Below are 13,301 nucleotides of genomic sequence, written 5' to 3' on the forward strand. Positions count from 1 at the left end.
ATGGAATATTAATGTCCGAGAAAAAAGTGTGCTGAAAAAGGTTGACAATCCATATCATAGTCTCCACTTTTTTCTCTATCAAGTTTAACATTAAAATCTACGTTTTCAAGTTGAATTTCAATTCCTAAATTTTGCTTCCACATATCTTGAACAGCTTGAGCAATTTTCTTGTGTCCTTCATCTGTATTATAAAGAAGAACTATTTCTTTCATATCTTCTGGGGTCATTCCTTCTTCTTCTAATCCTTCTTCAAATAACTTCTTACCTTCTTCAACATCAAAGTCAACTGCTTTATCAACCTTATCTCTATATTCAGTTCCATCTTCATCCATGATACCAAACGGAACTACACCTTCAGCTGGAATTTGTCCACCTTGTGTGATTTTACTTGTTATAGTTTCACGGTCAATTGTCAAAGCAAGACCTTTTCTAACTTTAGGATTGTTAAATGGTTTTGTTTCTGGATTAAGATTGTAATAATAAGTTCCTACCATTTTACCAATTTTAAGTTCATCATTGTCTTCTTCTACCATCTCTGCTGTAATAGCTTGTGGAACATCTACTAAGAGGTCATATTCTCCACCTTCATAACCTTGCCAAGTAGTACTTGCTTCTTCAAGTATAGTGAAGTCTATACCATCAAGATTTATACTTTCATTATCATAATAGTTATCATTTTTTCTTACTTTAATACTAGCATCATGTACCCATTCTGTTAAATTGAAAGGTCCATTAGATACGTGAGTTTCAGCATCATTAGCCCAATCTGAATTGTCTTCTACCACAGCTTTATTAACAGGGAAATAAGTGTAAAATGCTGTAAGCTCTAAAAAGTATCCTGTTGGTGAATCGAGTACTACTTCAAGAGTTTTTTCATCTTTTGCAGTAACCATAACGTCATCTCTTGAACCTTCACCCGTATTATATTCTTCCGCACCTTTTATATAAAAAAGTTGGAAAGCATAATCTGCTGCTAGATCAGCATCTAAAGCTCTTTTCCAAGAAAATTCAAAGTCTTCCGCCGTAACAGGGTCACCATTTGACCATTTAATATCATCACGAAGTGTAAATGTGTAAGTTACATCATCATCTGCTAACTCATAACTTTCAGCCATTCCTTCTACTACTTCCCCATCTTCATCAAGTTTCATAAGACCTTCAAAAGTATGGTTTAGTACCCAAGACTCATGAGTTCCTTGTGCAAGTGCAGGGTCTAAAGAACCTGGTTCACTAGCGTTGTTAGTTCTTAAGATTTTCTCTCCGTCATTAGTATCTTCGCCATTTTCAGTTGCTTCATCTTCTGTTTGCTCATCTCCATCAGCTGGCTCATCAGAATCTGGAACACAACCAACTACAAGCATAGAAACTACAAGCATAAGGCTTAAAAATATTAAAAATTTCTTTCTCATAATTTACCCCCTCCAATAATTGTAAGAATATTAAATTCTTTCAACTATTTTACCACATTGACGAGATAAATTCAAGGTCTATAAATAAGACTAAATTGATAAAAATAAGACAATAAATTTAAAAAACTATGATTATAAGTAGATTATAAATATGATATAATGTAATATGTAAAATGGAGGGATAAGATGATTTATTTTGATAATGCGGCTACGACATTTCCAAAGCCTGATAGTGTCTATGAATCTGTCATGGAAGCTATGAAGGAATATGGTGCAAATCCAGGAAGATCAGGTCACAAAATGAGCCTAAGAGCTAATAGAGGTATTTTTGAAACTAGAAACTTACTTGCAGGATTTTTTAATATAAAAAATCCTATGAACATGGTTTTTACATTTAATGCAACGGAAAGCTTAAACTTAGGTATAAAAGGAATTTTAAAAGCTGGTGATCATGTCATAACAACTACTATGGAACACAATTCAGTTTTAAGACCTATTAAATATCTAGAAAAAAAAGGAATAGAAAATACAATAATCCAGGCAAATTCTAAAGGAGAAATAGATCCTGAAGATATAAAGATGGCTATAAGAAAAAATACAAAACTTATAGTTACAACCCATATATCCAACTTAACAGGTACTATTCTTCCTGTAAAAGAGATTGGAAAGATTGCCAAGGATAAGAAAATACTCTATATGGTGGATGCAGCTCAATCAGCTGGTGTTTACGATATAGATGTTGACAAGATGAATATAAGTCTTCTAGCTTTTCCAGGTCATAAAGGCCTACTTGGACCTCTGGGGACAGGAGGACTGTATATAAGGGAAGGATTAAAAATAGAAAGAATATATCAAGGAGGAACAGGAAGCGCCTCAGAGTCATTAATTCAACCTGACACCATGCCAGATGGATATGAAAGTGGTACACTAAATAGCCCTGGTATAGTAGGACTTGGAGCAGGAATAAAGTATATAAATAATAAGGGAATAGAAAATATAAGAAAACACGAAGAAGAACTTACTAAATATTTTTTAGATGGAATAAAGGATATAGAAGGAATAAAGATATATGGCCCAATGGATATTAAAAAAAGGGCTGCAGTTGTTGCATTAAATATGAAAGATATAGACTCTTCAGAAATTGCTTATATCTTAGATGAAGAATATGACATAGGAGTAAGATCTGGACTTCACTGCGCACCACTTGCACATAAAACTATAGGAACTCTCGATCAAGGAGTGGTCAGATTTTCTTTTGGTATATTTAATAGTAAAAAAGAAGTAGATCAGGCAATAAATGCATTAAAAGAAATTTCAAAGGAGGTATAAGGTAAGGAAGATGGAATATTTATATATTATTAGAGAATTTGTAATAGATTATATGGCAGAATTTATTATATTTTTATATATTGGCTTTTTAATTCTTTTAATAGCATTTTTAGTTTCAAATCATAAAAATAGAAAAATATTAGATAGATATAATTCATTAGTTAGAAACTTTGATGGAGAAAACTTAGAAGAACTTATAATATATCTTCAAAATTATGTAAATGATTTAAATGGCAAGGTAAACACTTTGAAACTTGATTTAGAAGAAATTGATAATCAGCTAAACTTTACAGTACAAAACATAGGATTTATAAGATATAATGCATTTGATGGAATGGGAAACGAGATGAGTTACTCAATAGCACTCCTTGATAAGCTTAAAAATGGATTTGTAATTACAAATATCTATGGTAGGAAAAACAATATGAATTATGCAAAGGAAATAAAAGATGGCATAGGCAATAGGAAACTTTCAGCAGAAGAAATTATAGCTGTAGATAGGGCCCTAGACTCACAAATGGAGAATGCCTAGGAGGAAAATATGGAGGAATTACTTTTTATTATAAACCCAGTAGCAGGTGGGGGTAAGGCAAGGGATATTAAGGCTATAATAGAAGAACAAATGGAAAAATATAATAAAAGTTTTCAAATTATTTTAACTAAAAATCCCAAAGAAGCAACAAAAATTGCTTATGAAAGCAAGATAGACACAGTAATAGCCGTAGGTGGTGATGGTACTGTTACAGAGGTAGCTAGAGGTATTATAAAAAGAGGATATGGAAGCTTAGGTATAATTCCTGGAGGAACAGGAAATGACTTTATAAAAAGTTTAGATATTAAGAAAGATTACTTAGACTCAATAAAAACTATAATAAATGGAAAAACTATAAAGATAGATGTGGGACTTGCAAATGGATATAAGTTTTTAAATATTGGCGGCATAGGTTTAGATGTGGAAGTTATTAAAGGTTTTGAAAAGATAAAAAAATATATAAAAGGAAGATTTGCATATATAATTTCTATATTTAAAACACTTTTAAAATTTAAAAAGATAAAAGTTTCAATTGAAATAGATGATAAAAAATTTGATGAAAATTTAGTTTTATTTGGTACAGGTAGTGGTAAATTTTACGGTGGAGGACTTCAAATGGTTCCAAATGCAAAAATAAATGATGGATACCTTCACAGTACCCTAGTTAAAGACCTAAGCAATTTAAGAATAGCAACAATATTTCCTGAAATATTTAAAGGGACTCATATAAGACATAAAAAATATGTAGAAACATTTAAATCTAAAAAAATTAAAATTATTTGCCAAGAGGACTTATATATGAATTTAGATGGAGAATTATTTTTTGGAGGAAAGGAAATAGAGTTTTCCCTATCAGAGGAAAAACTTAAAGTTTTAATTCCTTAAATAAAAATGAATAAATATAAAAAAAAGAGATAAAATAACAATGATAAAATAACTATTTATATAAAAAGTTGTTTTTTCTTGTTATTTATTTTTTTTATGGTATAATCTAAAATGTTGCAAAAAAAGTTACAAAGATGTTACAAGCAAATAAATATTAAATTTTAGATTTATAGGAGGGCAATCATGCACAAAAGAAAAGTCAAAGCTATACTAGCAAGCTTTATGATAACATGTATACTTGGAATGGGTTTTACAGGTTATAAAGTGACGGCAGAAAATAAAGGTGAAACACCTACATACATAGCAAAAGATGAAACAAGTGAAGTAAATGATGAGGAGTTAAGAGAAGACAATCCAAATTTTATAGAGATATTGGAAAGCAGAGTAGATGTACAATTAGTAGGATATAGTTTGATAGTAGAAGAAAATAAAATAGGAACATTTAAAAATTCTAAAGAGATTGAAGAAGTTTTAGAAGAAATTAAAGAAGAATATACTAGAGATGAAGATGAAAATATAATCATAAAAGATATAGAAATACAAGAAAATGTTGACATAATAAAAGAAGATGTTTATTTAAAAGATATAGATAAGAAGGAAGAAGTTATAGAATACATAAAAACAGGTGGAGAAGAATTAAAGACTCATACAATAGAAGTAGGAGAAAGCTTTTCTACTATATCAAAGATTTATGATATAGATAGGGAAGATCTAAAGGAATTAAACCCTGATAAAGATGAAAAAAAGCTTCAGATATCAGATGAAATAACTATAAAAAACACTAAACCACTTATGACAGTAATTACAAAAGAAGAGTTAGAGTCTGAAAAAAGCATAGAATATGAAATAGAAGTAGAAGAAGATCCTAATATGTATAAGACAGAAAGTGAAGTAAAAGTAGAAGGACAGCAGGGAAAAGAAAAGATAACTACCAAACAAATCAAACATAATGGAAAACTTGTAACAGAAAAAATTATAAATAAAGAAATAATAGAAGAACCAATAGATCAAGTAGTAATAAAAGGAACAAAAGAAAAACCTAAAACTGAACCTACAGGATCGTTTTTAATGCCAACTAGAGGTAGACTATCATCACCATTTGGAAGAAGATGGGGAAGGATGCATAGAGGTATAGATATAGCCAAAGCTCACGGTTCAGATATACAATCGTCAGATGGAGGAACTATTACATTTTCAGGAGTTATGGGATCATATGGCAATATGATAGAAGTAGACCATGGAAATGGTTATAAGACTAGATATGCACACTGTAGTAAACTTCTTTTTAGTGTTGGACAAAAGGTACACAAGGGTCAAGTAATTGCTAAGGTAGGAAACACTGGTAGATCTACTGGACCACATGTACACTTTGAAGTTATAAAAAATGGAGTTCATCAAAATCCATCTAAATATGTAAAATAAAATAGGGCCTTTAGGCCCTATTTTATTTTAAACTTTTATTTAAAAGCTAAACTTGTCTTACTTTTTATTTTCTTCATTTGTTATATCAGGATCATTCAAATCTTGAATCATCTTATAATTATCATAGTTTTCATGAGTTTCTTTAGTAGATTTATTTTCATTTTCTACCTTTTCTTCAAACTTTTTAAGCTGCCTATTAGCAAAGTCCCTTCCCCCAAGTCCAAATGAAAGGGCAAATGCTACAGATAAACCACCAAGTATTAAAAGAAAGGCAATATTAACTATAGATGAAGCAAATTTTATTTGTTCTAAGGTCATAAATACTGAAAATATAATTATTATATATTTTGCTATAGCTGCAGTAAAAGGACTCCTTGCATATTTGTTTATAAGACCTTCAACAAAGTACCCACCAACAAGACCAAGTCCTATTATTATAAGACCACTAACTATAAGTGGTAGATATCCAATAATACTATAACCAATAGTATTTAATACATCTAGTTGTAGTACACTTAAAGCTTCTACAGTTATAAAAAGAATAATCAAAGCTTTAACTATATTTCCAATTATTTTAGAAAGATTAAAGCTTGGAAGATCTCCATCACTTTTTTCTTCTATCCAAGAATATACCCTTTCAATACCCATTCGGGCTAATAATTGTTCTAAAATTTGAGATACAAAGTTAGCTAGATAATATCCTAAAACAATTAAAAGAATGGCAACAAATATATTTGGAATCATTAGCATTACTTTATTTAAGACTACAAGTATAGGCTCAGTAAGAGTTCTAATCTTAAGTGCTTCAAGAGCCATTGTTATAACAGGTATTAAAACTATTCCAAAGACTACTTTAGATAATACATCTGCAAGTGTCATTTTTTGTTCTTGGTCTACACTACTTGTAGAAAGATTGGGACTAATTTTATTGTACCATTTATCAATATTTATAGTTTTCAAAAAGCTAAAGGTCAAATCCCTAATTATCTTAGCTAAAAAATAACCTATAAATATAACAATACCTGCTCCAATTAACCTTGGAATAAATCCAAGAAGATTGTTCATCATATTAGAAATAGGAGCTGATACAGATTGCATATCAAGTGCGTCTAGTATGCTTGGAATAAAGAGTAAAAACACTAAAAAATAAGCTATTTGAGCAATGCTTTTAACCTTTTCCTTTCCAGATACCGGATCACCACTATCACTTCTTTTAGCTAGGTGATCTTGTAAGTTCATTTTTAATAATAATTTTGTTAATAAATTTTTAATAAGAACTGCTACTCCCCAAGCTATTAAAAATAAAATTAAAGCTTTTATAATATTGGGGATATATAAAAGTATATCTTCAAATATAAGTTCTAATTCATACATTTTTCTTCCTCCTAATTTTTGTTTTTTTATTTGTAACTGCTTCTGTAATCATCTAATACCCGAGAATATCTTATCAAACACATTATTTGCTAATATTTGTCATATTTTTTAAATTGTTTAATTTAGCTTCTTATTGGGAATATATTGCTAAAATGATAAAGTAAAAAAAAAATAAAAAAATTTACATCTATTTTAATAATTTAAAATGACAAAATAGTATATAATATAAATAAATCAGGAGGGATATTTATGTTATTTGTCATTGATATGCAAAATGATTTTATAGATCAAAAAAATGGGAAAATGCCAGTAAAAGACTCAGATAAATTAATTCCAGGGATAATAGAAAAAATAAAAAAATACGAGAAAAAGGAAGAAGAAATCTTTTATACTTTAAATATACATGGAGATATGAATGATGATAAGAGGAGTGAAGAAGGGAAAGCTTGGGGGCAGGGTATATATACACCTTTAAAAAAACATTTACAATCACATATATACTTAAAAAAGATATACTATGGTATAACACCAGAAAAGGCAAGTATGTTAAAGGAAAAATATTTGCATGAAGATGGATCTTTAAATATAGAAATAGTAGGAGTAGAGACAGAAGTTTGTGTTCTTTCAAATGCAATTATAATACAAAACATGTTTCCTGATTCAAATATTATGATAGATTCATCCCTTTGTACTAGCAATAAACTTAACTTACATAAAAATGCATTAGAGATAATGCAAAGATTAAAAATGGAGGTAGTATAAATGAACTTGGAAAAAGGCGAGTTAGAAAAAACAGTAGCTGATCTTACAGAATGGATAAGACTTCAAATGAAAAATAATGGTGGTAAAAGAATACTCCTTGGAATTTCAGGAGGAAAAGATAGTTCAGTAGTAGCAGCCCTTGGAGCTCGTGCCCTTGGAAAAGAAAATGTATTGGGTCTACTTATGCCAAAGGGTGAGCAAGCAGATATTGATTTTGCCTATGAACTATGCAAGTTTTTAGATATAAAAAATGTAACAATCCCAATAGATGACATGTTTAAAGAATATATACAATCATTGGAAGGACTTTCTGAGGATATCATTCCTGGGGTTTCTAAGGATACCTCTATAAACTTACCACCTAGAATCCGTATGACTATTCTTTATGCAATATCTCAATCAATAAATGATAGTAGGGTAGTACATACAGGAAATCTTTCTGAAAAGTGGATAGGTTATACAACTGTTTATGGAGACAATACTGGAGCTTTTTCACCCCTTGGAAACTTTACTTCAGATGAAGTAATCCAGATAGGAAGATATTTAAACTTGCCAGAAAAGTTTATAGTAAAGCCGCCAGCAGATGGATTAACAGGGAAGACAGATGAAGATGTTCTAGGTTTTAGCTATGATACTTTAAATAAATATATAAGAAGTGGTCAAATTGATGACTTAAAAGTAAAAGAAAAGATAGACAGGATGCATAAATACACATCATTTAAATTTAAACCCATACCTATCTTTGAAAATGATTTTCCTGTAAATATATAAGAAATATGATTACAATGATTTTAAGAGGGTATTTTAACAATAAATAATAATAAAATAAACTTTATGTTAAAAATAATTTATAAGAAATTAAGTTTTACTATAAATTTAATGGGAGGAAAATAAAATGTTAAAATGGTCAGTTATATTTTTAATAATAGCAATCGTTGCAGCAATATTTGGATTTGGTGGTATAGTAGCAAGTGCAGCAGGAATAGCTAAAATACTATTTTATATTTTCCTAATATTGTTTGTAATATCATTAATAACAGGAAGAAGAAGTGTCTAAAAAATATATATGCTAAAAACAAAAACACTAGAAGAATTCTAGTGTTTTTACATGTCTATTACATATATTTTTATAGCTTTCTTAACTCCTCAACCTGGTTTTCAGTACCAAGTACTACCATAACATCTCCTACTTTAAGCACTTCACTAGAATTTGGATTAAAGATCCACTTATCATCCTTTCCCTTTCTAATAGCCAGAATTATAAGACCTGTTTTTTCAGGTATCTTAACATCCATTAAAGTCTTTCCTCTAATAGAAGAATCCTCTGTTACTACTACATCTTCCAAATCAAGGACCACATCGCCCGCATGGGTCATCACATCTAGAAAAGATATAACTGTAGGCCTTAAGATCAATGCAGCCATCCTGCTGCCACCTATCTCGTTTGGTGATATAGTATTGTCAGCTCCTGCTCTTTTAAGCTTTTCATCTGCATTTTTTTCAATTGCACGAGAAACTATATATAGGTCGCTATTTTTAGACCTAGCAGTTAAAACTGTATATACATTGTCAGCATCACTAGGAAGAGTAGATATAAGACCCTTTGCATGTGAAACCCTAGCCCTTTCAAGTATGATATCATGAGTTGAATCACCTTGGATGACAAGTATATTTTCTTCAACTAATTCCTTTGTTTTTTCTTCGTTTTTTTCTATAACTACAAATTCAGAATTAGTTTTTTGGAACTGTTTGATAGCATTTATGCCCGTTTCACCTGCTCCACATATTATATAATGGTTTTCAAGTTTTGAAATATCTCTTTCCATTCTTTTTTTCCTCCAAGCAATTTTTAAGTCTCCCTCTAAAAGTGAACTAACTATACTAGAAAATAAATAACCTACAGTACCAAGACTTGTAAATATAAGGAATATAGAAAAGATCTTGGCCTCAACATCCATTTGAGCAATCTCAGCATAACCCACAGTTGATATAGTTATAACTGTCATATAAAGAGCATCAAGAAGGTTTACTTCAAGAAGTATTTTATAACCTATAGTACCTGTAAGAAGAAGTGATATTAGAAGTACAGATATAAATCCTAAATTTCTTTTATTTTCCATAAAAACTCCTCGACTAATTTTTTACTATTATATCACACATAAATAAAAAATTATAAAAAAACAAATAAATAATATATATTATTTATAGAGCCTTTAAAGACAATAAAAAAAGAAGGCCCTAAAGCCTTCTTTATGAATCTTATATTTTTCCTTGCTCTTCTAAGAACCTTAAATCATCAAATCCGCCAATTAGAACACCATCTAAATAAATATATGGTACTGTACTTTGGCCACTTGACTTTATAAGTTCTTGTCTTTTGTCATCATCATCATCAATTACATGTTCAACATACTTATATCCTTTTCTGTCTAAAAGCCTTTTGGCATTTTGACAAAATGGACAGTGACTCCAGGTGTAAAGTTCAAATTTTGTATCCAAAACAAATCCCCCCATATCTTAATTGTCTCTATATTCTATATATTACCAATAATAAAAGAATTAAACAGCTTATAATAAAATAAGAAATATATCTTATTGAATGACTATAATATGAGTGCTATAATTGTAATTGAGTAAATATTTAGAAAAAAGATAAGGGGGATTTGTTAATGTTAGAGTCTACAAGAGAAATTGATAATTTACTTAAAAAACATAAAAACTACAGGGAGGGCTGTTTAAACCTTATAGCTTCTGAAAACTTTGCAAGTGAAAAGGTTAGAAGTTACCTATCGTCAGAATTTGGAAATAGATACGGCTGTTATTCAACCGAAGATCCAAAAGATAGGGAATATACAGGGAACAAATATATCCATGAATTTGAAATGGAAACCCAAGAACTTGTAAAAGATCTATTTAAAGCTAAATACGTAGACCTTAGACCAATAGGGGGCCATATGGCTGGTATGGGAGTAGTTTTAGGACTTCTACAGCCAGGTGATTTGGTCATAGAAGTAAGTTTAAAAGACTGGGGCCATGGCCTAGTTGGTCCAATGTGTGAAGTTAGACAATTTGACGAAACGATAAATGTAGAATACATGGAGTTTGATAAAAATAGAGCAGTAGACACTGAAAAACTAATAAAACAAGTAAAAGAAAGAAAACCCAAACTAGTTATATTTGGAGGCTCAGGAACACTCTTTGAAGAACCAGTAGAAGAGCTAAGCCCTATAGCAAAAGAGCTAGGCACACTTATAGCCTATGACGCCTCACATGTAACAGGCCTTATAGGAGCAGGAGTCTTCCAAAATCCTCTAGAAAAAGGTGCAGACATAATGTTTGGAAGTACCCACAAGTCCTTCCCTGGACCACAAGGAGGCTTTGTAGTAAGTAATGACAAGGAACTTATAGAAAAGGTTGGAAATACACTTTCACCTTCCCTAGTAACTAGTCATCACTTAAATAGACTACCAGCACTTGCAGCTTCCATAATTGAAATAAAAAAATATGGTCAGGAATATGGAAAACAAATAATTAAAAACTCCAGAGCACTAGCAAAGGCATTAGATAAGGAAGGCTTCCAAGTTTTTGGAAAAGATAGGGGCTATACTGATACCCATTTAATACTTGTAGGACTAGGAGAATTTACAGACTCAGCTCCAGCTAAATATTTAGAAGACTTTAACATACTTTGCTCTGACGATTTTTCAGGCTCTAGCCCAGAAATAAGAGTAGGTACACCAGAGGTAACAAGACACGGTATGAAAGAAGATCAGATGAAAGAGATAGCAAGCTTCTTTAAAAGAGCTTTAATAGATAAAGAAGATAAGGATACACTTAAGGCTGATATAGAAAGCTTTAGTAGAAAATATATAGGATTAGAATATTCATTTTAAAAAACTTAAGGGGGAGTTAAGAATGGATTTTGAAAAACTTTATATTAACGGTCAATGGATAGATGGCGACAGTGGTAAATTTATAGAAGTAGAAAACCCAGCTAATAAAGAAATAATAGCAAAAGTTCCAAGAGGAAATGCAAAAGATGTAGAAAAAGCAGTAAAGGCTGCCAAAGAAGCTTTTAAAACTTGGAAGGATACTGACATGGAAAAAAGAATATCCATCATGGAAAAGGTAGTAAAATCCATGAGAGAAAACCTAGAAAAAATGGCAGAAACTGTAGTAGAAGAACTAGGTGCAGGATATGAGTTCTCAAAAGAAACTCATATAAAGGACTATACTGATGAAGCAGAAAACTTTCTTAAAATAGCTAAAGACTATGAGTTCCAAATAAAACGTCCAAAATCTATAGTTAGAAGAGAGCCAATAGGAGTTATAGGATGTTTAACACCTTGGAACTTCCCATTAGAGCAAATAGTTAAAAAAGTATTCCCAGCAATCTTAGCTGGAAACACAGTAGTATTAAAACCAAGCCAGACAACACCTCTAACAGCCTATCTCCTAACAGACTATATAGATAAGGCTGGACTTCCAAAAGGAGTATTTAACCTTGTTAGTGGTAAGGGGGCAGAAGTAGGAAACGCACTATCATCAAACAAAGACGTAGATATGGTATCATTTACAGGATCCACATCTGGAGGACGTGAAGTAGGTAAACTTGCAATAGATGGAGTTAAAAAACTTGTCCTAGAACTAGGAGGTAAGTCCCCAGCCCTAGCTTTAAAAGGTGGAGACTATGAACTTGCTGTAAAATCCGCCCTAGACACAGTATTTTTAAACTCAGGGCAAACTTGTAACGCCTTTACTAGACTATTGGTTCCAAAAGAAGACAAGGAAAAAATAGAAGAAATAGTAAAAAAACAGTCTAAAGAATATACAGTAGGAGATCCTAAAGATAAGACAGTAGATATAGGACCCCTTTCTTCTAAAAAACAATATGATAAGGTTAAAAAATATATAGAAATAGGCCTAGAAGAAGGAGCTAAAAGAATAGTAGGTGAAGATCCAAAAGATCCCCAAAAAGGATACTATATACTTCCTACAGTATTTACAGATGTAGACAATAGCATGAAAATAGCCCAAGAAGAAATATTTGGACCAGTCCTAACTATTATAGCTTACGACACAGAAGAAGACGCTATAGAGATAGCAAATGATACAGAATACGGCCTAGCAGCAGCTGTATTTGGACCTAAAGAAGAGGCAAACAAAGTAGCAACAAAAATAGACGCAGGTGCAATAAGTGTCAACGAAGGCGAATGGGATATGAACGCTCCATTCGGAGGATATAAAAAGTCAGGTATAGGAAGAGAAGGCGCAGTAGAAGGCTTCGAAGAATTTTTAGAAACTAAGACTATATATAACTAAAAAAATAAAGATAAGAAAATATAAGTAAATAAATAAGAACAAAAGGGTGGAGATTAAAATCTTCACCCTTATTCATTTAGCCACTAAATAATCCAAATATGGTATTTAATAGAAAAAACTAAGAATCCTTTATGTCAATATGGAACAAAAACTGAACAAAAACTTAAAAATACCATAAATTTCCCATATTTACCTTGATATATATAGTTTTTCCTGAATTATTCACAATAATTTAATAATGTATCTCAATAGCTCATAGCTACTAA

13 protein-coding genes are annotated in these 13,301 nt (G+C 30.9%); 9 read left to right on the forward strand and 4 right to left on the reverse strand.

Annotated features, from left to right (window positions below):
• Positions 1 to 8 precede the first annotated feature (8 nt).
• The gene (locus tag ACTHW2_RS05510) at positions 9 to 1,409 is read right to left on the reverse strand and encodes a peptide ABC transporter substrate-binding protein (RefSeq protein ID WP_442262971.1); all 1,401 of its coding nucleotides are present in this window, start codon (positions 1,407 to 1,409) and stop codon (positions 9 to 11) included.
• 186 nt (positions 1,410 to 1,595) lie between these two features.
• Between ACTHW2_RS05510 and ACTHW2_RS05515 the strand changes: the two genes are divergently transcribed.
• The 4 genes from ACTHW2_RS05515 (at position 1,596) to ACTHW2_RS05530 (ending at position 5,577) form a co-directional block, all read left to right on the forward strand.
• On the forward strand, positions 1,596 to 2,738 hold the full coding sequence (locus ACTHW2_RS05515; RefSeq protein ID WP_442262972.1) for an aminotransferase class V-fold PLP-dependent enzyme: 1,143 nt from the start codon (positions 1,596 to 1,598) through the stop codon (positions 2,736 to 2,738).
• Positions 2,739 to 2,748: 10 nt separating this feature from the next.
• Positions 2,749 to 3,270, forward strand: a complete 522-nt coding sequence (locus ACTHW2_RS05520) for a DUF4446 family protein (RefSeq protein ID WP_442262973.1) — start codon at positions 2,749 to 2,751, stop codon at positions 3,268 to 3,270.
• A gap of 9 nt (positions 3,271 to 3,279) precedes the next feature.
• Entirely contained in the window at positions 3,280 to 4,155 is an 876-nt protein-coding gene (locus ACTHW2_RS05525) for a diacylglycerol/lipid kinase family protein (protein ID WP_442262974.1), read from the forward strand.
• Positions 4,156 to 4,338: 183 nt separating this feature from the next.
• Positions 4,339 to 5,577 carry a peptidoglycan DD-metalloendopeptidase family protein gene (locus tag ACTHW2_RS05530; RefSeq protein WP_442262975.1) on the forward strand — a complete coding sequence of 413 codons (1,239 nt, stop codon included), beginning with the start codon at positions 4,339 to 4,341 and terminating at the stop codon, positions 5,575 to 5,577.
• Between the two features lie 57 nt (positions 5,578 to 5,634).
• Here the strand turns inward: ACTHW2_RS05530 and ACTHW2_RS05535 are convergent, their stop codons facing one another.
• Complete coding sequence (locus ACTHW2_RS05535; RefSeq protein ID WP_442262976.1) at positions 5,635 to 6,951, reverse strand: mechanosensitive ion channel; 1,317 nt, start codon at positions 6,949 to 6,951, stop codon at positions 5,635 to 5,637.
• Between the two features lie 249 nt (positions 6,952 to 7,200).
• Between ACTHW2_RS05535 and ACTHW2_RS05540 the strand changes: the two genes are divergently transcribed.
• The 3 genes from ACTHW2_RS05540 to ACTHW2_RS05550 all read left to right on the forward strand — a co-directional run bounded on the left by ACTHW2_RS05540 (position 7,201) and on the right by ACTHW2_RS05550 (position 8,770).
• Positions 7,201 to 7,713 carry an isochorismatase family protein gene (locus ACTHW2_RS05540; RefSeq protein ID WP_442262977.1) on the forward strand — a complete coding sequence of 171 codons (513 nt, stop codon included), beginning with the start codon at positions 7,201 to 7,203 and terminating at the stop codon, positions 7,711 to 7,713.
• Complete coding sequence (gene nadE / locus ACTHW2_RS05545; protein WP_442262978.1) at positions 7,714 to 8,484, forward strand: NAD(+) synthase; 771 nt, start codon at positions 7,714 to 7,716, stop codon at positions 8,482 to 8,484.
• Positions 8,485 to 8,608: 124 nt separating this feature from the next.
• Complete coding sequence (locus ACTHW2_RS05550) at positions 8,609 to 8,770, forward strand: DUF1328 domain-containing protein (protein ID WP_442262979.1); 162 nt, start codon at positions 8,609 to 8,611, stop codon at positions 8,768 to 8,770.
• A 70-nt stretch (positions 8,771 to 8,840) separates the two neighbouring features.
• Here the strand turns inward: ACTHW2_RS05550 and ACTHW2_RS05555 are convergent, their stop codons facing one another.
• Positions 8,841 to 9,833 (reverse strand): potassium channel family protein, encoded by a 993-nt coding sequence (locus ACTHW2_RS05555; RefSeq protein WP_442262980.1) that lies wholly within the window; start codon positions 9,831 to 9,833, stop codon positions 8,841 to 8,843.
• A 139-nt stretch (positions 9,834 to 9,972) separates the two neighbouring features.
• Positions 9,973 to 10,212 carry a glutaredoxin domain-containing protein gene (locus ACTHW2_RS05560; protein ID WP_442262981.1) on the reverse strand — a complete coding sequence of 80 codons (240 nt, stop codon included), beginning with the start codon at positions 10,210 to 10,212 and terminating at the stop codon, positions 9,973 to 9,975.
• 170 nt (positions 10,213 to 10,382) lie between these two features.
• On the opposite strand from ACTHW2_RS05560, the gene glyA reads away from it, so the two are divergent.
• Positions 10,383 to 11,606 (forward strand): serine hydroxymethyltransferase, encoded by a 1,224-nt coding sequence (gene glyA, locus ACTHW2_RS05565; RefSeq protein WP_442262982.1) that lies wholly within the window; start codon positions 10,383 to 10,385, stop codon positions 11,604 to 11,606.
• Positions 11,607 to 11,628: 22 nt separating this feature from the next.
• Positions 11,629 to 13,035 carry an aldehyde dehydrogenase family protein gene (locus ACTHW2_RS05570; protein ID WP_442262983.1) on the forward strand — a complete coding sequence of 469 codons (1,407 nt, stop codon included), beginning with the start codon at positions 11,629 to 11,631 and terminating at the stop codon, positions 13,033 to 13,035.
• Positions 13,036 to 13,301: the final 266 nt, after the last annotated feature.

Origin of the sequence: Tissierella sp., from assembly GCF_052089545.1 — a bacterium.
GTDB lineage: Bacteria > Bacillota > Clostridia > Tissierellales > Tissierellaceae > Tissierella_A.